Genomic DNA, 22048 nt, shown 5'->3' with positions numbered 1-22048 from the left:
CTCGAGAGTGCACCGTGTTCCACTACGGCAGGGAGACCAACACTGATGCGTTCGATCGTCTACACCAGCACGCAGACCCGTCCGATCACGGACACCGAGCTCGCGCAGATCCTCGCGGTCGGACGGGAGAAGAACAGCGCGCTCGGGGTGACCGGCATCCTGGCGCACAAGGGCGACAACTGCCTCGGGATCATCGAGGGAGACGACGAGACCGTCGCGGTCCGCTTCGAACAGGTCCGCCGTGACCCTCGGCACACGAACGTGCGGGTGCTGGCGGACGAGCCCGTCGCCCGGCGGTCGTTCCCGGACTGGTCGATGGCGTTCCAGCCGCTCGACCCGCTGATGCAGCAGGTCCCGGGCTTCAGCGACCTGTTCGGGCCCAGCCAGCCGGCGGACCCGTCGTTCGGGTTGACCCGGGCGCGAGGGCTGTTGGAGTGGTTCCGGAAGCACCCTTTGGCACCGTTGACGAGCCGGACAGCCGAGGCGGACGAAGCGCCCCGCACGCGTGCGATCAACGGCGCGATCACCGCGCTCCACGACGGCGGCGTCACCCGGTTCACCCTCGACGTCGTTGCCGAGCGTGCGGAGATGAGCGCGGACGAGGTCCGTGCGGTGTTCCCGACGGAGCGGGCGCTGCTCGCCGCGACCGTCGAACGGTGGACGCAGACGATCGCGGCGCCGCTCGCGCCGTTGATGACGGAGAAGGGCACGGTCCCGTTCCTGCATGCCCTCCTCGCCGCACACGCAGAGGAGCCGGCGCTGATGGAACTCCTCGCGGCGAGTCTCGCGTCCGCCGCTGACCCGACGGTGGACGGCGCCGACTACTACCGATCCACGTACCGGCGGTTCCGTCAGTCGATCCGTGACGGACTCGCGGCGGACGTCCGCGACGGACGGGAGCCGTCGACGATGGACCCGGTCCGGGGCGCGCAGCAGTTGCTGGCGCTGTACGACGGGCTGCGCCTGCAGGCGCTGCTCACCACGGACACGGACCTCGTCGACGCGTTCGACCGTGCGGCGACGCGGATGCGTCGCGGATGGTCCGAGCAGTACGAGCAGCCGTCGTACTGGGACACGCCCGACACCGAGGCCCGCTAGCGCCTGCGCGGGGTCGCGGTCCGTCGGTGACGGAGGGCTCGGCCCCACGTGCGGCGGACGGACTGCCCCGCGTGCCACGACGATCCGTGGCACGAGGGGCAGTCACACACCGGGCATCCGCGCGGCCCGGAGGCCCGCTCCGCTCCCCTACCGCTTCAGGTTCGTCAGCTCCTGCAGCACCTCGTCCGAGGTCGTGATGATCCGCGCGTTCGCCTGGAAGCCGCGCTGCGCCACGATCAGGTTCGTGAACTCCTGCGACAGGTCCACGTTCGACATCTCGAGCGTGCCGGACGCGAGCGACCCGACCCCGGCGGACCCGGGCACGCCCACGCTCGCGGTGCCGGAGTTCGCGGTGGCGCGGTAGCCCGACGCCCCGGTCTTCTCGAGACCGGCCGGGTTGGCGAAGGTCGCCAGCGCGATGCGGCCGATCGCCAGCGAGGACCCGTTCGAGAACGACCCGACGACGGTGCCGTCCTTCGAGATCGAGTAGCCCTGCAGCGACCCCGCCTCGTGCCCGTTCTGCGACGAGATCGACGCGGTGTTCAGGGCTGCGAAGCCGGACAGCTGCGTCATGTCGACGGCGATGCCGCCGACCTGCAGCGTCTGGCCGCTGGTGATCTTGCCGTCGGCGCCGAAGGTGATCGCACCGGTGGCCGAGGTGCCCTGACCGTTCGAGGCGCTGACCGACCAGCCGGCGGCCGTACGGGTGTAGCCGACGGACAGGGTGTGCTTGGTGCCGTACTGGTCGTACACGGTGGCGTCGCGGTTGAGCGTCTCACCGACGGCGGTGTCGGACGGCAGGTTGCCGGTGAGCGTCGCCGAGCTGGTCGCGGTCGCCGGGGCGGCGGCACCGATCGGCAGCATGATGTCGCTGAGGCCACCGCCGTCGTTCACGACGCCGTTCGTGGCCGAGTACCCCTGGACGATCTTGCCGTCGGCGGTGACGAGGCGACCGTCGGCGTCGAAGTCGAACGCTCCGGCGCGCGAGTACACGGTGTCGCCACCGAGACGCGTGACGAAGAACCCGTCGCCGGAGATCATCAGGTCGGTGGCCTTGCCGGTGGCCTGCGCGGAGCCCTGGGCGAAGTTGGTGGAGACACCGGCGACCTGCACGCCGAGGCCGATCTGGGCGGGGTTCGTGCCGCCGATCCCGGTCTGCGGTCCCCCGGCGCCCTGGGTCATCTGCGACAGGGTGTCCTGGAAGACGGTGGTGGACGACTTGAAGCCGACGGTGTTCACATTGGCGATGTTGTTTCCAGTAACATCCAACATTTGCTGGTGCGAACGGAGACCGGAGATGCCGGAGTAGAGCGAGCGGAGCATGGTGCGACCTTTCGGTGAAGGAAGTCAGGAGGGGGGAAGGAGCGGGTTGGCGGGTCAGGCCGCCTTGATACCGGAGATCACGTCGAGGTCGACCTCCTTCCCGTTCACGGTCACGGTCGGCACGCTCTTCGCGTACGACACGGCGGTGGCGGTGCCCGAGACCGCGGTCCCGGTGCTCGCGTCGGTGTAGCTGACCTGCTTGCCGACGAGGTTCGCGGCGGCGATCCGCATCTGCAGCGAGAAGTTCTCGTTCGCCGTCGTGGTCTGGTTGGTGATCTGCTCCATCGTCGCGAGCTGCGTCTGCTGGCTGATCATCTGGTTCGTGTCCATCGGCGAGGACGGGTCCTGGTTCCGGAGCTGCGTGACGAGCAGCTTCATGAACACCTCGGAGTCCATGGTCTGGGACTTCTTCGCACTCGCGGTCTGTGCGAGGGCGGCTGCCTGCGTGGCAGCGTCCACCGAGCCGGTGATGCCGTCGAGGGGCATGGCGTGGTCTCCTTCGTGTCCGCGTCAGGCGAGGACGTCGAGTCCGACGGATCGGACGGTGGTGGGTCGGGTCGTGACCGGCGCGGTCGGGGTGGGGCGGGCCTCCAGGTCGGGTCCCGGACGCGGCACTGACGGGGCCGGACGCTCGTCGCGACCCGGCTGCGCCCCCGGGTGGTTCTGCGACGACAGGTCGAGCGTCGTGGCGACCCCGCTGCCGGCTGCGTCGCGCCGGAGGTCCGGCAGCACCTGCCGGACCGCGTCGCGTCCGGCGTCCGACGCGGCGAACAGCTCGACGTGCATCCCGTGCGCGGTGACGTGTGCGCGGACGGTGACGGGACCGAGCTGGTCGGGGACGACCTGCACCGTGACGACGTGGTCGCCGGGGCCGGCCTGCGCGAGCGTGAACAGCGGACGGGCGAGCTGCTGCGCGAGGGGCGCGGGAGCGTTCGCCGTGGCCGCTCCGGACGGCGGGGTCGGTGCGGTGGACGCAGGAGCGGGGACGGGGAACGCCGTCTCGCCACCGCGCGGGGCGGTCACGGCCTGGAGGCTCGCAGCACCCTGGTCCCCCGGCCGCCGGTCGGTGTCGGGGCCGGGGCCGGTCCGCGGACCCGTGGCCGGGCCGGTCTGCACGACCGGTACGGCGGTGGCCGCCGGGCCCGCAGTGGATGCCGGCGCCGCTGCCGGATCCGTAGCCGGCCCGGTCGCCGCGGTGGCGATGGCGGCGGTGGTGGTGGCGCTCGACGCGGTCACCGGACCGGACGGCGCGGTCGCGGCCTCGGTCGGGACGGCTCGCGGTCCGCGAAGGGGTGTTCCCGGCGTCGTGCTGCCGCCCGCGGCTCGGGCTGCCTCCGTCGCTGCTGCGCTGGTCGCCGGTGTCGCACCGGTCGTGGCCGCGGCCGTTCCCCCGTCGGTGGCCGACGGGGCGGACGGGACCGACGAGCCGGCGGCGGTCAGCACGTCGGACGTCCCCTGGGCGCCGGTGGTTACCGAAGGCTGCGTCGCGGTCGCGGGGACGAGGGCGGACGGGAGAACCGAGCCCGCGGCGGATCCTGCGACGTCGGAGCCCGTGGCCCCCGGCGCGGTCTGACCGGCGGCGGTGCCCGAGCCGACGGGCACGACCGCGCCGGGCAGGACCACGGGGACGACGGCCGACGCGGAGAGGGCGGCGAGGAGCACCGGGTCGACGGTGGTACCCGCGACGGAGCCGTCCGAGGGCGTCTCGGCAGCGCCCGTCGCGGCGGCCGCGGCCGGGCGCGTCCCTGTGTGCTCCCCGGAGGACGAGGCCGCTCCGGTCGACCCGGTCTGCGCCCCTGCGACGGATGCTCCGGCGCTGCCGACGGCCGCGAGGGCGACGCCGAAGGGGAGCGCGGACGCCGACGAGGGTCCTGCGCCGCTGCCGGTCGACCCCGGGGTCGCCGACGGGACGGGTGTCGTGGTCACGGTGCTCATGCCGCACTCCCCCGCATCGCGGACAGGAGCGCCGCGGTCTGCAGGTCGGTGACCGACTGCGCCGCTCCGGTGGTCGGGACGGACCGGGCCGCCGTCGGCGCCGCGGCCTCGCTCGGCACGATGCGGCGGATGGTCGCGATGTCGGAGTCCTTGTACCAGTTGTCCACGATCCGGACGTCCTTGCCGGGGCGGGGCGCGTGCAGCACCTTGCCGTCGCCGACGTAGATCACGATGTGCTGCTCGCCCTTCGGGATGATCAGGTCGCCCGGCTTCGCGTCCTTGAGCGACCCGACGGGCACCCCCATGTCCGCCTGGTCGGGCACCACGCGCGGCATGGTCACCCCGAGGTCCTTGAACACCGTCTGCACGAGTCCGGAGCAGTCCATACCGGACCGCGTCGTCCCGCCGAAGACGTAGGGCACACCGAGGTACTTCTTCGCGTCCTCGACGACGTCGGACCCGGTGGCGCCGCTGCCGGTCGCCAGGGTCCCGCGGCCGGCGTCCACCGAGGTCGCCGGCGTGCGCGTCGCCGAGTCGGTCGCTGCCGTGCCGGTCGTCGCTGCACCGGTCGACGTGCCGGTCGCCGTCGCCAGGGCGTCGGCGAACGCGCCGCTCGTGCCCTCGCTCGAAGCGGGACCGGCGGCGGTCGTGGTGCCGCCGCGGAGGGCGTCGATCTGGGACCGGATGTCGGCGATCCGGGAGAGCACGGCGTCCACGCTCATCGGGCACCACCTTCCGTGCGGCGTCGTGCCGCGATCTCGTCGAGGGCGTCCTGCTCGGCGCGCAGGTCGGCGGCGGCCTGCTCGCGGTCGTGGTGCCCCTCGAGCTTCTCGAGGCCGAGTGCGGCACGGCGGGCCGCCGAGTACGCGGCCTGGGCGCCGTCGGCCTCGGCGCGACGGGTGCGCGCGACGGCGTCGAGCTCCTCGAGCATCCCGCGCGTGGAGGCCCGGGCGGCGGCGAGGGCGCTGAGGGTCGCGGCGTCGGTGACGGGCTGCGCCTGCTCGCGGTCCGCCAGGGTGCGCCGAGCGGCGAACCGGGCGTCGGCGGTGTCGCGGAGCCGGTCGTTCGCGGCGGCCAGGGCGGCGGCAGCGCGGTCCTGCTCGGCGTGCCGCAGGCGCAGCAGTCCGGCGAGGGGGAAGCGTCTGACCATCAGGCGGACACCCCCAGTCGGGCGACGAGGGCGTCGAGCGCGCGCCAGGACGTCACGGCGACGGCACGCTCGTCCATGCCCTGCCGGAGGAACGCGTCGATGGCGTCCTGGTGGGTCACCGCAGCGTCGACGAGGGGGTTCGTCCCGGGCTGGTACGCGCCGACGTCGAGCAGGTCCTGCGCGTTCCGGCGCGCCGCCATCACCTTCCGGAGCGCGGTCGCCGCGGCGCGCTGCCACGGTTCGGTGACCTTCGACGCGACGCGGGACACCGAACCGAGCGCGTCGACGGACGGGAAGTGCCCGGTCACGGCGAGCTTCCGGTCGAGCACGACGTGCCCGTCGAGGATGCTCCGGGCGCTGTCGGCGATCGGCTCGTTGTGGTCGTCGCCGTCCACCAGCACCGTGTACAGGCCGGTGATGCTGCCGACCCGGTCGGTCCCGGCGCGCTCGAGCAGCCCGGCGAGCACCGAGAACGTCGACGGCGGGTAGCCCCGGGTCGCGGGTGGTTCGCCCACGGACAGGCCGATCTCGCGCTGTGCCATGGCGACGCGGGTGAGCGAGTCCATCATGAGCACGACGTCCTGCCCGGCGTCGCGGAACGACTCCGCGATGCGGGTCGCGACGAACGCCGCGCGCAGGCGCATCAGGGCGGGCTCGTCGGACGTCGACACGACGACGATCGAGCGGGCGAGTCCCTCGGGTCCGAGGTCGTCCTCCAGGAACTCCCGGACCTCGCGGCCGCGCTCCCCCACCAGGGCGATCACGTTCACTGCGGCGTCGCTGCCGCGCGCGATCATCGACAGGAGCGAGGACTTGCCGACGCCGGAACCCGCGAACAGGCCCATGCGCTGCCCGCGGCCGACGGTGGTCAGGGTGTCGAGCACGCGGACCCCGAGCTGCATCGGTGCGTCGATGCGGGTGCGGGCCATCGCGTTCGGCGTCGCGTGGTCGATCGGCACCCAGCCGTCGGTGTCGAGCGGACCGCGGTCGTCGATCGGCCGTCCGAGGCCGTCGAGCACCCGCCCGAACAGTCCTGCGCCGGTCGGCACGAGCACGGGTCGACCGGTCGGGCGCACGGGTGTGCCCGCGGTCACGGCGACCAGGCGTCCGAGCGGCATGCAGCGCACGCCGGTGGGGTCGGTGGCGACGACCTCGACGGGGGTCTGCGGACCGTCCTCGGCGCCGACGGTCAGGACGTCACCGATCCGGGCGTCGACCCCGGCGACGGTCAGCCCGAGGCCGACCGCGCTCGTGACGACACCGACGCGCTGCGGTGCGGCGAGGGCGATCGCCTCGTCCAGACCGCGGGGACGGAGGAGCGTCGCGGTCACCGGGACACCTCCGGTCGTCCGGCGGAACGGCCCAGCGCGACCCGCGCGCGGTCGAGTGCGGCGCCGATGCGGGCGTCGAGCACCCCGTCGGGCAGGTCGACGACCGCGTCGCCGTCGTGCAGCGCGGCGTCGGCGACGACGGGGACGGGGAGCGCGAGGGCGGCGACGCGGGCGGCGTCGGCGGGACTGAGCCGGACCGCCACCGGGACCGTCGCGTCGACCGAGGCGAGCGCACGTCGGACGGTGGCCGCCGCGCCGGGGGTGGGGCGTGCCTCCAGGCCGTCGCCGTCGCCGGTCACGTCGTCGTGGCGACCCGACCGGACCACGTGCCCCACGACGGCCTCGGCCAGGTCGAGGGCCGCGTCGACCAGGGACTCCTCGGCGTCACGCAGGACCGGCGCGACCTGAGAGAGCATCGCGTTCGTGGCGGCGTCGAGCACCTGGACGCGGCGGACCGTCTCGGCCTGCAGCGCGGCGAGTCGTGCGGCGTGCTCGGCGGCGAGCCGGGCGTGCAGCGCGGCGGTCTCGGCCTGCGCGGCACGGAGGCCCGCTGCGTACCCGGCGGCGTGCCCGCGCACGTCGGCGGCCGCTGCGAGGTCGCGGGTGGTCGCGCTCCCGAGCACCGGGAACGCGACGCGCTGGACGGTGACGTCAGTCAACGAGCTCGTCCTCCTCGGCGCGGTGGACGGTGATGGTGCCCTCGGCCTCGAGCTCGCGGACGGAGCGGACCACCTCGGCGCGCGCCTCCTCGACCTGCGAGACGCGGACCGGGCCCATGGCCTGCAGCTCGTCGTCCAGCAGCTGGCGGTTGCGCTCCGAGACGTTCGCACGGATGGTCTCGACGACCGGGGCCGGCGCGCCCTTCATCGCGGTCGCGAGGAGCTTCGAGTCGATGCCGCGCAGGACCTGCTGGATGTCGCGGGACTCGAGCTTGACGATGTCCTCGAAGGTGAGCATGCGCGAGCGGATGTCCTCGGCGAGCTCCGGGTCCCGCGCCTCGAGGCCGTCGAGCACGGCCTTCTCGGTGGCGACGTCCGAGCGGTTGATGATCTCGACGAGGGGTGCGATGCCGCCGACGACCTCGACGCTCTCGCGCGGGGACACCACGGCACCGGCGCGCTGCCGGAGGACCCCGGCGACGATCCCGACGGCCTCCGGGGTGGCAGTGCCCATCGTCGCGAACGCCTGGGCGACGTCGGTCCGCACGCGGTCGTCGACACCGGCGAGCACCGCGCTCGCCTGCCCGGGGCGCAGGTGCGCGAGCACGAGCGCGATGGTCTGCGGCAGCTCGCCCTCGAGCAGGCTGACGACCTGGCCGGGCTCGGCGTCGTCGAGGAACTCGAAGGACTGCCCGGCGAGGTTCGACGCCAGCCGGTCCATCACGCCCGCGGCGCGCTCGGAGCCGAACGACGCCTCGAGCAGCCCGAGCGCGGCGTCCTTGCCGCCGCGCTTCTGCACGCGCCCGCGCTGCGTGATGCGGTGGAACTCGCTCATCGTGCGGTCCACGACGCTGTCGTCGACGCGGCGCATCCGGACGATCTCCGCGCTGATCTCCTCGGCCTCGAGCTCGGTGAACTGCTTCATCACCTGGGCGGCGCGCTCGGTCTCCATCTGCATGAGGATCAGCGCGACCTTCTGCGCGCCGGTCAGGGTGCGTTCGACCGCCCCGTTGCCGGCGGGGACCGGGACGAGGGCGCTCACACCGGCGACCGGTCGTCGAGGAGTCCGCGGAGCAGGTCGGCGGTGCGCTTCGGGTCGCGCTCGGCGAGTGCGGAGATCTCCTGGCGGCGACGTTCGGCACTGATCTCGTCGGTGGTCAGCACCTCGGTCGGGGCGTCGTCGTGCGGCAGGGTCGGCAGCGCGACGGTCTCCGGCTCGACGGCGGGGATCGCCAGGTCGTCCGCACCGAGCGGCAGCTCGAAGGTCTCCCCGGCGAAGACGTCGAGCTCGCCGACGTCCACGGCCTCGCGGGACTGACGACGGGCACGGCGGGCGAGGACGATCGCGAGCACGATCGCGGCGGCGAGGACCGCGAGCACGATGCCGGCGGTGCGGATGGCCGACCACATCGCCTGCTGCTGCTCGGTCTGCTGCTGCTCCTCGAGGGCCTTCGCGGCGTCCTTCGCGGCGGAGTCGTCGAAGTCCATCATCGCGACGCGGACCTGGTCACCGCGGGTGTTGTCGGCACCGGCCGCGGCGGACACCAGGTCGTTGATGCTCTGCAGGTTGGCGTTCTGCACCGAGTCCGCGCGGGAGTTGAGGGCGACCGAGATCGTCTGCCGCTCGACACCGCCCGCGGGGATCTGCGTCGTCTCGGTGGTCTTGTCGACGGCGTTGTTCTTGGTCGCCGACTCGTTCTTGTAGCCGTCGTCGCCGGTGGCCGTGCCGTTCGCGTTCGTGCCGCCGGCGGTGCCGTTCGGGACCGCGATGTTGTCCGGGCCGAGCACGCCGGTCGCGCCGGCACCCGCGCCGGATCCGGAGCCGTACTGCTCGGTGGAGCTCGACTCGTTCAGGGCGACCGGGCCGGTGGTCGGCTGCGCGAAGCTCTCCGACGTCCGGGTGCCGGACTGCTGGTTCATCGTCGCCGAGACGACCACGCTGGCGTTGCCCGGGCCGAGCGTCGTGTCGAGCAGGTCCTGGATCTTCTTCCGGGTGGTCGCGTCGTAGTCGGCCGCCTGGTCCGCGCCGCTGCCCGTCGCGCCGGTCCCGACCGCGGAGAGGGTCTGGCCCTTCTGGTCGACGACGGAGACGTCGGTGGGCTGCATGCCCTCGACCGCCGCGCTCGTCAGGTGCACGATCGACTGCACCTGGTCGGTGGTGAGCTGCGCGCCGTTCTCGGTCGCGACGAACACCGACGCCGTCGGGTCCTTCTCCTCGGAGACGAACACGGTCTTCTCCGGGATCGCGAGCTGCACGGTCGCGGCCTTCACGCCGTCCATCGACGAGATCGTCTTCGCGAGCTCGCCCTCGATCGCGCGCTTGTACGTGACGTCCTGCTGGAACTCGGAGCTCGTCACGCCCATCTTGTCGAGCAGCGAGTAGCCGCCCTCGTTCGACGACGGCAGGTTGTTCGACGCCGCCTTCAGCCGCTCCGAGTACACCTTGTCCTGCGGCACGAGGATCGTCGCACCGCCGTCGGTCAGCTGGTACGGCACACCGTCGGTCGTCAGCTGGTCGGTGATCGAGCTCGCGTCGGCCGCCGCCAACCCGGTGAAGAGCGGCGCGTAGGACGCCTTGCCGAGCCAGCTCGCGAGCGCGATGCCCCCGAGCACGAGTGCGGCGACACCGATCAGCGCGATGGTGCGCTGTGCGGCGGAGAACCCCTTCACGTAGGCGACGATGCGCCCCCACGTGTTCTGCATCGCGGCGGGCATCAGGCCTGCATCCGCATGATCTCGTTGAACGCGTCGACGCCCTTGTTGCGGACGGCGGCGACGAGCTCGAGGGTGACCTGGGCACGGGTGGACGCGATCGTGGCGTCGTGGATGTCGTCGAGGTTGCCCGTGACGGCCTTGAGCGCGAGCGTCTTCGAGTTGCTCTGCAGCTGCTGCAGCCCGTCGACCGCGTTGCCGAGGCTCGCGGCGAAGCCGTCACCGCCGGCGGTCGGCTGGACCGCGCCTGCTCCGGCTCCCGCGGCACCGCCGAGCGCGCCGGCACCGGTCGCGGCGTCGGCGGCACCCGCGAACGCGCGGGTCATGGCGTTGGTGGTCACACCGTTCAGGGCGTCGATGGGCATCAGTTCTTCCCGATCTGCAGTGCCGCCTCGTAGGCGGTCTTGGCACGGTCGACCACGGCGGCGTTCGCCTGGTAGCCGCGCTGGGCCATGATGAGGTCCGCCATCTGCGTGCCGAGGTCGATGTCCGGCATGCGGACGTACCCTTCGGCGTTCGCGAGCGGGTTGTCCGGGTCGTAGGTCACACGGCCGGCGGCGCTGCCGAACGCCGCGCCCTTGACGTAGGCGCCGGACGTACCGGCGCCCTCCTGCACCTCGACGTAGCGGGCCTGGAACGCGGAGTCGTCCATCGACCGGACGGTGTTGACGTTCGCGATGTTGTCCGAGATCGCGTCGAGCCACTTCCGGTGCACGGTCATGCCGGTGCTCGCGATGCCGATCGCGTCGAAGGTCGTCACGAGTTCGTCCGCATCGCTGCGCGCAGGGCCGTGGCCTCGCCGCCGACCGCCTGGGTGGCGAACTGGTAGCGCAGGACCGTGTCGACGTTCGACAGGGTCTCCTGGTCCAGGTTCACGTTGTTGCCGATCTCGTTCGTCGGCTCGAGGCTGCGCGCGACGGTCGGCGTCGTGTGCCCGTCACCGTGCACGATCGACTGCGCGAGGGCGTCCTCGAAGCGCACCTTCTCGGCGTGGTAGTTCGGCGTGTTGATGTTCGCGACGTTGTTCGCGATGGTGCGCTGCCGCAGCGACAGCCCGTCGAGCGCGCTCTGCAGCGCGACGCTCGTCACGGAATCGAACACGGGTGGCCCGTCCCCTCGGTGTGCGACGTCGTGCGACGTCGCCGATTGGCGGTGGCCGATCCGTGGCCGAACGAGTGAGCGATCCGTGCTCGCGGTGCGCTGTCGGCGGCGGCGGGTGGGGCGTTAGGGCTCGCCCCGAACGGGGGGCGGGGGCGGGCGTTTGCCTGCTCGCCGTGGCCGGGCCGCGCGCTCCGCTCGCCGTGGCCGGGCCGCACGCTCCGCCGTGGTGCGACGATGCCGCTGCCGTACGACGACGCATCTGTCGTCTCGCCCGGAGACGCGCGACGACCTGCGACCGAAACAACGGAACCGCTGTCGTACGACGACGCATCTGTCGTCGTACTCGCTCGTGCGGGTCTGGCTCAGGCGGAAGCGTCGAGGTACACGGAGCCGCGCGGCTCGTCCGTCGCCGCGACCTGCCGGAGCGCACCGAGGTGCTCCAGGGTCTGCCGCCGCTCCGTCTCGAGCGCCGACATCCGGTCGCGCTGCGCCGCCAACAGCCGGGAGGCACGCCCCACCAGTGCGCGCGGCACCGGCCCGAGCGTGGTCGGCTCGGCCCACGGGGTCGCGTCGAGGACGGTCGCTGCGGTCTCCACGGTGCCGTCCGTGGTCGCGTCCGTCGCGGTCGGCCCGCTCGCGGTCAGCTCGCATTCGAGGGCGTCGAGCACTGCCGCCCACTCGCTGTGGACGGCGTCGGCGGTGGTGTCGTCGAGGGCGTCAGGCGACACCGAGGGCTCCCCCGCTACCGCCCTGCGGCGCCTGGGTCGTCGGCAGTGCGGCGGCGGCCTCGTGCCACGACTGCCGCAGGGGTTCGAGGATCCGGATGCAGTCGCGCGTGGCCTGCACGTCGCGGTGCACGTTCGCGGTGATCAGGGACGTCGACGCGTAGTTGTAGATCGCGAGGAGTCCCTCGCCACCGTCCCACACGTCGATCCGGAGCGTGGACGACAGCTCGCCGACGATCGCCTGGGCGTGCAGCAGCTGCTCGCGCGCGGCCTCCCAGTCGGACGCGGTCTGCGCGGCCTCGGCGCGGTGCAGGTCGAGGAGCAGGCGGTCGTAGAGCATCGTGACGAGCTGCGCGGGCGTCGCTGACAGCACGGCCTCGTTCGTGTACTGCGCGCGGCGCTGGTCGGTAGCCGTGCGGGGCTGCGCGGCCTGCCGGAAGGCGGCGGACTGCAGGTCGAAGGCGTTCATGGTCGTTCCCGTCACTTCGACGTCGATGCCAGCTGGCCCGAGAGCCACGCCGACTGGGACTGGAGCTTGCTGAGGCTGGTCTCGAGGGCGGAGTACTGCGCCTGCAGGGTCGCCCGTCGCGCGGTCAGCCGGTCCGACCAGTTGTCGATCTGGGTCGTCAGGTCCTTCGCGACCGACTGCTGCCCGGTGATCGAGGTCGTGATGGACCCCGTGTACTTGTCCGACGCTGCCGTCGCCGCAGCGCCGACGTTCGTCGCGACGCCGGACAGCACGGCCTGCGTGCCCTGCGGGTCGTCTGCCAGCGCCTTCTGGAAGACCGCGGCGTCGAAGCTGAAGGTGCCGTCCTTCTGGATGACGATGCCGATCGACGACGGCGACTTCCCGTTGACCGGGGTCGACATCGTCGTGGTGAGGCGCTGCACCGCGTCGCGGGTCGTGCCGTCCCCGGTCAGGACACCGGCCTTCGTCGACGTCGTCCCGGTGGTCGGACTCGTGGTGCTCGTCACCGCGGTGTTCGTCGCGTAGTACGAGGTGATGGCGTTGAACGCGTCGACGAGCCCGGACGCCACGGCCTGGGCCTTCGTGGTGTCCTGCGCGACCGTGACGGTCACCGGGTCCGTCGTGGTCTGCGTGACCGTGACGTCGAGCCCGGGGAGCAGGTCGTCGAACGTGTTCGTGGCGCTCGTCACGTTCTGCGCGGCGGCGGTGCCTGCCCAGAGCGTGACGCTGGCGTCCTTGCCCTGCGTGACGACCGCGGCACCCGGCTCGGTGAAGACGTTCGTCGCGGTACCGGCCGTCACGTCGTCGGACGAGCCGCGGTAGAGCGTGAAGGAGGCCGCGGCGCCGGTCTTCGTCGCGCTGAGCTGCAGGCGGTAGAGCTTCGTGCCGTCGGTGTCGGTGCCGGCGGCGACCTTCGTGGCGGTGACACCCGCGCCGACCTTGTTGATCGCGGTCACGGCGTCGTCGAGCGACCCCGAGGCCGGTGTGACGGTGGTCTTCTTCCCGTCGGCGCCGACGAGCGTGAGCGGTTCCGCGGCAGGCGCCCAGGTGGACATCGCCGAGGTGACACCGACGTGTGCGGCGGCGGTCGACCCGACCTGGAAGCTGACCGAGCCGGCGGAGGCCGTGGCGTCGGTCGCGACGGTGACACCGGTGGACGAGCTCTTCGCGGCGTACACGTCGAGCGACGTGGCCTTGGCGGCGTCGCCGGCCTTCGTCGCGAGGGTCTGCACCAGCGAGTTGATCGTCTGCAGCGACGACACGAACGAGTTGGTGTCGGTGAGCTTGTTCTTGAGCAGGGTCTGCGGGACCTGCTCGACGGTCATCAGCGAGTTGATCAGGTCGGTGGTCTTGAGACCGCTGACCAGACCGTCGATCGCGAGACTGTTGCCCGAGACGGACGACGTCGACATCGCGGGGCTCCCTGTCGTCGGGGGTGGTCGTGGGTGTGGTGACGCCGCCGTCCGGAGGACTCGAACTCCTCCGGACGACGGCGTCGGTGGTGCTAGCGGAGGAGCGAGAGCACGCCCTGGGTGCTCTGGTTCGCCTGCGCGAGCATCGAGGTGCCGGCCTGGCTCAGGATGTTGTCGCGGGTGTACTTGACCATCTCCTGCGCCATGTCGACGTCGGTGATGCGCGAACCAGCGGCGGTCAGGTTCTCCTTGGCCACGTTCGTCACGTTGATGGCGTGGTCGAAGCGGTTCTGGACTGCACCGAGGCTCGAGCGAGCGGACGACACAGCGGCGATCTGCGTGTCGATCGCCTTGATGGCAAGCTGTGCCTCGCCAGCGGAGCTGAACGCGATACCGGCCTTCGACGCCGTGCCTGCGTCGAGCCCAGTGGCAGCGTTCGCCGACACGGTGCCGCCGTCCTTCGCCACGACGGTCAGCTTCTTGCCGTCCTTGTCGGCGACCGCGGTGAACGACGCTGAGAACTTGTCGTCAGCGTTCAGTGCGGCCGCGTACTCCGTAGTGTCCGCGTAGGCAGTGCCGTCCTTGGGAGCCGTGAGAGTGCCCGTCGTGACCGTCGTCACCGTGCTGCCGTTGGTGGACGTGAAGGTACCGGCGGCAAGCTTCGACATGTCCGTCGGAGCGAACTCCTGGCCGTTGAGCACCGACAGCGACTTCGCAACGTCCGCCACGTTCGCACCGGAGAGGTCGACCGTGATCTGGCTGCTGGCGTCACCGTTCGCACCGACCTGGAACTTCATGGTGGCGTTCGACCCGTCGAGCAGGTTGAGGCCGTTGAAGTTGGTCGACTGCGAGATACGGGTGAGCTCCTTCTGGAGCTCGCCGACCTCCGTCGAGATCGCCGTACGCGAGGTGCCGTTGTTCGAGTCGTTACCCGCCTGCACGGCCAGGTCGCGCATGCGCTGGAGGATCGAGTGGGTCTCGGTGAGGCCACCTTCAGCGGTCTGCACGACGGAGATGCCGTCCTGCGCGTTGCGGGCGGCGACCGTGAGGCCACCGACCTGCGACTTGAGTCCCTCGGAGATCGTCAGACCGGCAGCGTCGTCGGCAGCACGGTTGATGCGGAGACCCGTCGAGAGCTTCTCGAGGGACTTCGACAGGTCGTTCTGCGTCGAGTTGAGGTTCCGGTACGTGTTGAGTGCCGAGAGGTTGGTGTTGATGGACATACCCATGGTGGTTTCCTCCGTGAATCCTTGGGTGGTGGTGCCTGCCCGTCCATGGGCTGACATCCGTGACTCTCGGCAGGTTCGCCGAGGTCGTTAGGTGTCGGCGAGGAAATCTCCTCGCCGAAGATCAACTGGCCGCCACGGCCGTCGGCGCCGACGCGTCCTGCACGGCCCTCGCGACCCCGGCGGCGGCGTTCGCGGCGACCCGCGCCAGGTACGCGCTGCGCCGTGCGGCGGTGGTGCGGGACACGGGCTCGACCGCGGTGCCGTCGCCGTAGTGCTCGGCGAGTCCGTCGCGCAGCAGCCGCATCGCCTCGGACCGCTGCTGCGACACCGCGGAGTGCGTGATCCCGAGTTCGGCGGCGACCTCGGTGACCGAGCGGTCACCGAAGTAGACGTTCTCGACCACGAACCGCATCCGGTCGGGCAGCGCGGCCACGGCGGCGCGCAGGTAGCGGCGCTTCTCGGCTTCGAGCAGGTCCTCGCCGGGCAGCGGCTGGTCGGACGCGATGACGTCGTGCACGGTCTCGTCGAGCGTGCCGACCGTGCGGCCCGCGTCGGACATCGCGTCGGCGGCGGTCTGGCGGTCGACGCCCATCGCGTCCGCGATCTCCTGCACGCCGACGGAGCGACCGAGTCGGGCGGACAGGGCCTCCTGCGTCGCGAGGGTCTCGCGGATCCGCTTCCGGGTGCCGCGGGAGGCCCAGTCGGCGGAGCGCATGTCGTCGGCGAGGGCACCGGTGATCCGGGTGCGGGCGTACGCACCGAAGGGCACGCCGAGATCCGGGTCGAACGCCTCGGCGGCGGCGACGAGTGCGAGGGACCCGACGGCAGCCAGGTCGTCGCGGTCGAGGTGGGTGGCGCGCGCACGGACGTCCGACACGATGTAGCCGACGAGCGGCAGGTGTTCCACGATCATCGCGTTGCGTGCGTTCCGGTCCATTGGCTTCCCCTGGTCGACGTGCTGACTGACCCGTCCGTGGGCGCGACGGACACCGGCCCTCGGGAGGCCGGTGCGGTCGACGAAGAACCACCCGGTTCCCTCCGGGCGGCGCACCCGCGCCCCTGCGACGCGGTGCCGGGGCGGACCCCTGCGGTGCGTTCCGAATGTATCGGCTGGGAAGTCCCCGGTGCCGGCTGTGAACGTCCCCAGTGCGGGGGGACGCGGGGTTCCGACGGTCCGCACTTCGGCGGACACACGGGCCGCCACGACCGTTCTTGTCCCCCGGTCTGGGTGACGACGCGTCCCCCGACGGCCCGGTCTGGAGGCACCGCCCGACACCACGGAGCAGCATCCGCCCGCCTCGTGGCCGCGTCCACCGCCGCGGTCCGCTTACGTCCGACGCGGCGGCGTCGATAGTCCCCGCTGTCCACCGGAAGGCGGACCGGCACGACCCGACCGTCGCCGACACCGATCCCGAACCGGGAGGAGCCATGAGCGTGAACGACCTGTCCGCCGTCCTCTGGCGCGAGCGCGAACTGCTCGAACTGCTCACGTTCAAGCTCGAGGAGGAGCAGCTCCTGCTCGCCGCCGGGCGGTCCCGCTGGGTGTCGCACGCCAGCCGCGAGGTCGAGCAGGTGCTCGAACGCCTCCGCAGCACCGGACTCGAGCGGGCCGCGTCGAGCGCCGCCGTCGCCGAGGAGTGGGGCGTCGACCCCGACGCACCGCTGCGCGACGTGGTGGCCGCTGCCCCGAACGGCCCCTGGGGCGAGATCCTCGCTGCGCACCTCACCGCGATGGTCGAGCTGACGACGCAGATCGGCGCGCTCCGCGACGAGAACGACCGCTTCCTCCGCACCGCGACGCAGGCCACCGAGGAGACCCTCGCCGGCTCGGTCGGCGACGCGTCCACCTACGACGCCTCGGGCAGCTCCGGCTCCCGCTCCGACGGCGCACGCCTGTTCGAGGGGACCCTGTAGCACCGTGGTGAGCACCTTCGGATCCCTCGCGACCGCCTACTCCGGCCTGACCGCAGCCCGCGCGGGCATCGACGTCACCGGGCAGAACATCGCGAACGCCGGCACCGCCGGGTACACCCGCCAGCGTGTGACGCAGTCGTCGGTCCCCGCCGTCCAGACCGGCTTCGTGCACGGCACCGCGGCCCTCGCCGGCCAGGGCGTCTCGGTCGACGGCATCGCCCGTCTCGGCTCCCTGACGCTCGACGCCGGCCTCCGCACCGCGACCGGCTCCTCGGCGTGGGCACAGACCCGCGCGACGGGCCTCTCGGCGATCGAGGACGGCCTGCACGAACCCGGGAAGAACGGCCTCTCGGCGCAGCTCGACGTCTTCTGGTCGGCGTGGAGCGACCTCGCCGCGCACCCCGACGACGCGGGAGCCGCCTCGACCGTGATCGCCGCGGCCTCCACGGTCGCGGGCAGCCTGGCCACCGGTTCCAGGGCCCTCGACACGCAGTGGACCACCGTCCGATCGACCGCCGCGACCCAGGTCGACCAGCTCAACGGCGCCGCCGCGCAGGTCGCCGACCTGAACGGGCAGATCCGGTCGACCCTCGCCGCCGGCGGCAACGCGAACGAGCTGCTCGACCAGCGCGACCAGCTCACCCAGCAGATCGCCGGACTCGCGGGCGGCACGGTCCGGACGAACACCGACGGCACCGTCGACGTGCTGCTGGGCGGCAACCCGCTCGTGCAGGGCGACACCGTCCGCACCGTCGCGCTCGACGGCGGCACCCGGCTCGGCGACGGGACGGCCGTCGCCCTCCGCTGGACCACGGGCAGCGCCAGCACGGTGACACTCGACGGCGGCTCGATCGGCGGTGCGCTCTCGCTCCTCGCCCCGGCCTCCGGTGGCACCGGTGGAGCGATCGCCGAGGCCTCCGCCGCGTACGACCGGGTCGCGACCCGCCTCGCCGAGACCGTGAACGCCGAGCACGCGAAGGGCACCACGCCCTCGGGGGCCACCGGTCAGCCGTTCTTCGCCCTCGCCACCGGCACACCGGCGGCCCAGGGACTCTCGGTCGTCCCGACGGACGGCACGGGCCTCGCGACGCGGAACGCGGCGGGGGAACTCGACGACTCGTTCGCCGACACGCTCTCGCGACTCGGCACGGTCGCCGGGGGTGCGGACAGCACCTGGGCGAGCTTCGTGGCGGGGGTGGGCAGCGCCTCCCGGACGGCCACGTCGGAGGCGACGCTCACCGGACTCGCCCTGACCAGCGCACGCACGCAGCAGCAGTCCGGCGCCGGCGTCGACCTCGACGAGGAGAACGTCGCCCTGCTGAGCTACCAGCACGCCTACCAGGGCGCGGCGCGCGTCCTCACCGCGGTCGACGAGATGCTCGACACGCTCATCAACCGCGTCGGACTCGTCGGGAGGGGCTGACCGTGATCACCCGTGTGACCACCCAGATGTCGATCGCATCGGCGACGGAGCGACTACAGGCCAACGCCGCTCGTGTGGCCGAGGCCACGCAGCGCGCCACCACGCTGCAGGCGATCGCGAAGCCGTCGGACGACCCGGTCGGCACCGGTTCGTCGATGCAGGTGCGGAAGGAGCAGGCCGCCGCCGCGCAGTACACGCGCAACGCGAACGACGCCGTCGGCTGGCTCGCGACGACCGACAGTGCCCTGACCGGTGCCCACTCGGTGCTCGCGACGGTGCGGGACCTGACCGTGCAGGCCGCGAACTCCGGTGTGATGGACGACACCGCCCGCGACGCGTTCATCACGCAGTTCCGGGCACTAAAGGCCGACCTCGAGTCGGCCGCCAACAGCACCTACGGCACGCGGTCGGTGTTCGCGGGCTCGTCGACCTCGTCGACCGCGTACACGAGCGCCGACGGCTTCGCCGCTGCGACCACGGCGGTGTCCCGACGGGTCGGCGACGCCCAGACCGTGCGGGTCGACACCCCGGGCGCGGCGGCCTTCGGCTCGGGCGCGTCGTCGGCCTTCGCGGTGATCGACGGCATCGTCGCCGACCTCCAGAACGGTGTGAACGTGAACCCGAAGCTCAACGACGTCGACGCGGCACTCGGGACCCTCCGAGCGGCACAGGCCGACGTCGGCGTGCGGCACGCGGCGGCGCTCAGCGCGCAGGACGCGCTGAAGACCTCGTCCGTCGCACTCGAGACCCGCCGAGCCGGCATCGAGGACCTCGACCTCGCCGGTGCCGTCCTCGACCTGCAGGTGCAGCAGACCACCTACCAGGCAGCCCTCGCCGTCACCGCGAAGGTCCTGCAGCCGACCCTGATGGACTACCTCCGATGAGCATCGACCTGACCTTCCCCACGCCCCCGTTCGGGCTGTCGCCGGCACCCGTGTTCACCCTGGAGCCCGTCGACGGCGCCGAGGGGCTCTTCGCCCTGCACGGCGACGATGCCCGGCTCTTCCTGCTCGACGCCGCGGTGCACCTGCCCGACTACGCGCCCGAGCTCACCGACGAGCAAGCGGCCACGATCGGCCTGACCGACCCCGCCGACGCGATGCTGCTCGTCGTCGCCAACCCGGGGGCGTCCGGCACGACGGTGAACCTGCTCGCCCCGGTCGTCGTGCACGCGCGCACGGCTGTCGGCGCGCAGTTCATCCTCGAGGACCAGGACCTGCCGCTGCGCGCCGAGCTCGCGCGGCGGTAGCGCGCGGCGCGGGCGCGGGGCGTCACGTCGGGCCTGCGCTGTCGTACGACTCGCCCGCTGTCGTACGACGACGGGTTTGTCGTACTTCTCGCGCGACTGCGCTCGCCCGCGGCTGACGCGACAGATCCGCTGTCGTCCGACAGCAACTTCGTCGCACTTCTCGCCGCCGCCACTCCTGCACAGCCGGGAGGCTCGGCTCACCATCCCCAGTTCGACTCACCCCCGCCGATCGCCCCGGTCGAGGACGCGAGGCTGGCGGACATGCACGAACGAGTCCTCGCCGTCCCGCTGATCCGGACGAGTCACTTCACCTCCGCAGAGCGCCGCGCACTGCAACGTCGTGCACAGCGTGGCGAGCTCCGGCCGATCCGTCCCGGCGTCCTGGTCGATCCATCAGCGATCACCGACCTCATGCCGGAGGAACACCACCTCCTACTGGTGCGCGCCACCGCGCACCGCATCCGTCCCCCGAGACTGCTCGCTCACCGCAGCGCCGCACTCGCCTACGGGCTCCCCCTCGTCGGTGCCCCACCGGACCGCGTGGAGTTGCGGGACCCACGGCGGTCTCGCGTCGAGACCACCGCGTACCTGCGGACCCGTCCGGCCGTCGCGCGAGCACCTCGCGGAAGGTGGGCCGGCACGCCGCCGTACAGCCCGTCGATGTTCGCCGGCGTGACCGTCGAACCGCTCGTCGACGTCCTGGTCGATGTTGCCGCGACCGAACCGCTCTGCACCGCGCTCCCGATCATCGACGCCGCGTTGCACGGCCGTCAGCTGCTCCCGACGATGCTCTCGGAGGCAGCCGGGGCGTCTGCCACTGCGCACGACAAGGCGGCGATCGCACTCGGGATGGGGTCGGCGCTGACGGACTCACCGGCGGAGTCGGTGTGCCGGGTGCGCTTCCGACAGCTGGGAGCGCCGGAGCCCGTCCAGCAGCACGTCTTCACGCGCACGGGCGAGCGGACCGCAGTGGTCGACTTCTGGTTCCCCGACCAGGGTGTCGTGGTCGAGGTGGACGGGCGGGGGAAGTACGGCGAGGGTCCGGAGGCCGCTGCCGCGCACTGGCACGAGAAGCAGCGCGAGGACTTCGTCCGCTCGTTCCCCGAGGTCAGGACCGTCGTCCGGGTCGTCTGGGCCGACCTGGTGGAGCCCGAGCGACTCCGTGCGAAGCTCCTCCGAGCGGGCATCCCGTGCCGGTGATCTCCGCCAGGTCGACGCGCGCGGCGACCCGCGCGAGCGGAGCTCCCACCGCCCGGGCGTACCGTCATCGTCATGGCCCGACAGCACAACGACGGGGCGATCGTGCCGATGCCGCCCGCCCCGGTCCAGTCCGACACCCGCGACGACCGGACCCCGACGCCCGACAGCCCGAAGGGGTGGGCGAAGATGCTCGACCGCGTGATCGCGGTGCAGCGCCCGGTGGTGGTCGCGCACGTGAACTCGATCCGACGACGTCACCCGAACGCGAGTCCGGCCGAGGTCATCCAGATCCTCGAGCGGCAGTACCTGGCGGCGGTCACGACCGGCGGCGCTGCCGTCGGCGCGAGTGCGGTCATCCCCGGCGTCGGCATGGCTGCGGCCCTCGGACTGAGCGGTGCCGAGACCGTCGGCTTCCTCGAGGCCACCGCCCTCTTCGCACAGTCGGTGACGGAGGTGCACGGCATCGCCCTCGAGGACCCCGAGCGCTCCCGCACCCTCGTGATGGCCCTCATCCTCGGCGCTCCCGGCACGCAGCTCGTCAAGCAGCTCGCCGGTCAGGCCGCCGGCGGCCAGGCTCGTTCGGCGTTCTGGGGCGAGATGGTGACGGCCTCGCTGCCGAAGCAGGTCGTGAGCGGCATCGGCGGCAAGGTCCGCGACCAGTTCATCAAGCGGTTCGCCGCGCGGCAGGGTGCATCGGTCCTCGGTCGTGCGCTCCCGTTCGGCATCGGTGCAGCGGTCGGGGGGCTCGGCAACCACGCCTTGGGCAAGAAGGTCGTCCAGGCCTCCCGCGAGGGCTTCGGCCTGCCCCCGCGGCACTTCACCATCGTGCTCGAGGCGAAGCCGACGAATGAGCGCGGCCGCGCCGCCAAGGCGACGGGCGCGCTGGACGAGCGATCGGACGACCACGAGCGTCGCGCGCTGCCGTGGCGCCGGAAGAGCCGGGCCGACGACGACCTGTGGGCGGACACCCCGCACCGCGAGGAACGCGACTGAGGCACGTGACGACGTGATCACGTCGACGGACGGGAGGCGCGGGGGCCGCGGGGCCCCCCCCCCCCCCCCCGCCCCCCCCCCCCCCCCCGGTGATAGCTTTGGGGGGGGATGGGGTCGCGCCACGG

Annotated in this window: 24 protein-coding genes; 7 read left to right on the top strand and 17 right to left on the bottom strand. The window is 72.4% G+C overall.

Going from position 1 to position 22048, the window contains the following annotated elements; genetic code table 11:
- Nucleotides 1-45: 45 nt before the first annotated feature.
- Nucleotides 46-1098 carry a BLUF domain-containing protein gene (locus ABIC52_RS09105; protein WP_354027144.1) on the top strand — a complete coding sequence of 351 codons (1053 nt, stop codon included), beginning with the start codon at nt 46-48 and terminating at the stop codon, nt 1096-1098.
- Nucleotides 1099-1245: 147 nt separating this feature from the next.
- Here ABIC52_RS09105 and ABIC52_RS09100 read toward each other — a convergent pair whose 3' ends face one another.
- The 17 genes from ABIC52_RS09100 to ABIC52_RS09020 all read right to left on the bottom strand — a co-directional run bounded on the left by ABIC52_RS09100 (nt 1246) and on the right by ABIC52_RS09020 (nt 16081).
- Nucleotides 1246-2421: a flagellar hook protein FlgE gene (locus ABIC52_RS09100; RefSeq protein ID WP_354027143.1), complete on the bottom strand. Its 1176-nt coding sequence runs from the start codon at nt 2419-2421 to the stop codon at nt 1246-1248.
- 54 nt (nt 2422-2475) lie between these two features.
- Nucleotides 2476-2907 carry a flagellar hook assembly protein FlgD gene (locus ABIC52_RS09095; protein WP_209677026.1) on the bottom strand — a complete coding sequence of 144 codons (432 nt, stop codon included), beginning with the start codon at nt 2905-2907 and terminating at the stop codon, nt 2476-2478.
- A gap of 24 nt (nt 2908-2931) precedes the next feature.
- Nucleotides 2932-4356, bottom strand: a complete 1425-nt coding sequence (locus ABIC52_RS09090; protein WP_354027142.1) for a flagellar hook-length control protein FliK — start codon at nt 4354-4356, stop codon at nt 2932-2934.
- On the bottom strand, nt 4353-5078 hold the full coding sequence (locus tag ABIC52_RS09085) for a C40 family peptidase (protein ID WP_354027141.1): 726 nt from the start codon (nt 5076-5078) through the stop codon (nt 4353-4355). Before ABIC52_RS09085 ends, ABIC52_RS09090 begins: the two co-directional genes overlap by 4 nt.
- Nucleotides 5075-5506 carry a flagellar FliJ family protein gene (locus ABIC52_RS09080; RefSeq protein WP_354027140.1) on the bottom strand — a complete coding sequence of 144 codons (432 nt, stop codon included), beginning with the start codon at nt 5504-5506 and terminating at the stop codon, nt 5075-5077. Before ABIC52_RS09080 ends, ABIC52_RS09085 begins: the two co-directional genes overlap by 4 nt.
- Nucleotides 5506-6837, bottom strand: a complete 1332-nt coding sequence (locus tag ABIC52_RS09075) for a FliI/YscN family ATPase (RefSeq protein WP_354027139.1) — start codon at nt 6835-6837, stop codon at nt 5506-5508. The genes ABIC52_RS09080 and ABIC52_RS09075 overlap by 1 nt, the downstream gene beginning before the upstream one ends.
- A complete protein-coding gene (locus tag ABIC52_RS09070; RefSeq protein WP_354027138.1) occupies nt 6834-7496 on the bottom strand; it encodes a FliH/SctL family protein in 663 nt (220 codons plus the stop codon). The genes ABIC52_RS09075 and ABIC52_RS09070 overlap by 4 nt, the downstream gene beginning before the upstream one ends.
- Complete coding sequence (gene fliG, locus ABIC52_RS09065) at nt 7489-8538, bottom strand: flagellar motor switch protein FliG (RefSeq protein WP_354027137.1); 1050 nt, start codon at nt 8536-8538, stop codon at nt 7489-7491. The genes ABIC52_RS09070 and fliG overlap by 8 nt, the downstream gene beginning before the upstream one ends.
- Nucleotides 8535-10211, bottom strand: coding sequence for a flagellar basal-body MS-ring/collar protein FliF (gene fliF / locus ABIC52_RS09060; protein ID WP_354027136.1), 1677 nt, complete (start codon nt 10209-10211; stop codon nt 8535-8537). The genes fliG and fliF overlap by 4 nt, the downstream gene beginning before the upstream one ends.
- Nucleotides 10211-10573 (bottom strand): flagellar hook-basal body complex protein FliE, encoded by a 363-nt coding sequence (gene fliE / locus ABIC52_RS09055; protein WP_354027135.1) that lies wholly within the window; start codon nt 10571-10573, stop codon nt 10211-10213. Before fliE ends, fliF begins: the two co-directional genes overlap by 1 nt.
- On the bottom strand, nt 10573-10968 hold the full coding sequence (locus ABIC52_RS09050; RefSeq protein ID WP_224442989.1) for a flagellar basal body rod protein FlgC: 396 nt from the start codon (nt 10966-10968) through the stop codon (nt 10573-10575). Before ABIC52_RS09050 ends, fliE begins: the two co-directional genes overlap by 1 nt.
- Nucleotides 10965-11309, bottom strand: coding sequence for a flagellar basal body rod protein FlgB (locus ABIC52_RS09045; RefSeq protein ID WP_126890613.1), 345 nt, complete (start codon nt 11307-11309; stop codon nt 10965-10967). Before ABIC52_RS09045 ends, ABIC52_RS09050 begins: the two co-directional genes overlap by 4 nt.
- Nucleotides 11310-11671: 362 nt before the next feature.
- Nucleotides 11672-12037: a hypothetical protein gene (locus ABIC52_RS09040; protein ID WP_354027134.1), complete on the bottom strand. Its 366-nt coding sequence runs from the start codon at nt 12035-12037 to the stop codon at nt 11672-11674.
- Complete coding sequence (gene fliS / locus ABIC52_RS09035; RefSeq protein ID WP_354027133.1) at nt 12027-12503, bottom strand: flagellar export chaperone FliS; 477 nt, start codon at nt 12501-12503, stop codon at nt 12027-12029. Before fliS ends, ABIC52_RS09040 begins: the two co-directional genes overlap by 11 nt.
- Before the next feature lie 11 nt (nt 12504-12514).
- Nucleotides 12515-13915 carry a flagellar filament capping protein FliD gene (gene fliD / locus ABIC52_RS09030; RefSeq protein ID WP_354027132.1) on the bottom strand — a complete coding sequence of 467 codons (1401 nt, stop codon included), beginning with the start codon at nt 13913-13915 and terminating at the stop codon, nt 12515-12517.
- A gap of 92 nt (nt 13916-14007) precedes the next feature.
- Nucleotides 14008-15144: a flagellin N-terminal helical domain-containing protein gene (locus tag ABIC52_RS09025; RefSeq protein ID WP_354027131.1), complete on the bottom strand. Its 1137-nt coding sequence runs from the start codon at nt 15142-15144 to the stop codon at nt 14008-14010.
- Between the two features lie 121 nt (nt 15145-15265).
- The gene (locus ABIC52_RS09020; protein WP_354027130.1) at nt 15266-16081 is read right to left on the bottom strand and encodes a sigma-70 family RNA polymerase sigma factor; all 816 of its coding nucleotides are present in this window, start codon (nt 16079-16081) and stop codon (nt 15266-15268) included.
- 491 nt (nt 16082-16572) lie between these two features.
- On the opposite strand from ABIC52_RS09020, the gene flgN reads away from it, so the two are divergent.
- The 6 genes from flgN to ABIC52_RS08990 all read left to right on the top strand — a co-directional run bounded on the left by flgN (nt 16573) and on the right by ABIC52_RS08990 (nt 21923).
- A complete protein-coding gene (flgN, locus tag ABIC52_RS09015; RefSeq protein WP_126890608.1) occupies nt 16573-17058 on the top strand; it encodes a flagellar export chaperone FlgN in 486 nt (161 codons plus the stop codon).
- A 7-nt stretch (nt 17059-17065) separates the two neighbouring features.
- Nucleotides 17066-18481 (top strand): flagellar hook-associated protein FlgK, encoded by a 1416-nt coding sequence (flgK, locus tag ABIC52_RS09010; protein WP_354027129.1) that lies wholly within the window; start codon nt 17066-17068, stop codon nt 18479-18481.
- Between the two features lie 2 nt (nt 18482-18483).
- Nucleotides 18484-19365: a flagellin N-terminal helical domain-containing protein gene (locus ABIC52_RS09005; RefSeq protein ID WP_250366829.1), complete on the top strand. Its 882-nt coding sequence runs from the start codon at nt 18484-18486 to the stop codon at nt 19363-19365.
- The gene (gene fliW / locus ABIC52_RS09000; protein ID WP_126890605.1) at nt 19362-19730 is read left to right on the top strand and encodes a flagellar assembly protein FliW; all 369 of its coding nucleotides are present in this window, start codon (nt 19362-19364) and stop codon (nt 19728-19730) included. The genes ABIC52_RS09005 and fliW overlap by 4 nt, the downstream gene beginning before the upstream one ends.
- 261 nt (nt 19731-19991) lie before the next feature.
- Complete coding sequence (locus tag ABIC52_RS08995) at nt 19992-20930, top strand: hypothetical protein (RefSeq protein WP_209677009.1); 939 nt, start codon at nt 19992-19994, stop codon at nt 20928-20930.
- A gap of 72 nt (nt 20931-21002) precedes the next feature.
- Complete coding sequence (locus ABIC52_RS08990; protein ID WP_354027128.1) at nt 21003-21923, top strand: hypothetical protein; 921 nt, start codon at nt 21003-21005, stop codon at nt 21921-21923.
- The last annotated feature ends 125 nt before the right edge of the window (nt 21924-22048 follow it).

Origin of the sequence: Curtobacterium oceanosedimentum (assembly GCF_040545555.1) — a bacterium.
Classification (GTDB): Bacteria; Actinomycetota; Actinomycetes; order Actinomycetales; family Microbacteriaceae; genus Curtobacterium.
This window is presented reverse-complemented; position numbering and strand designations above follow the sequence as displayed.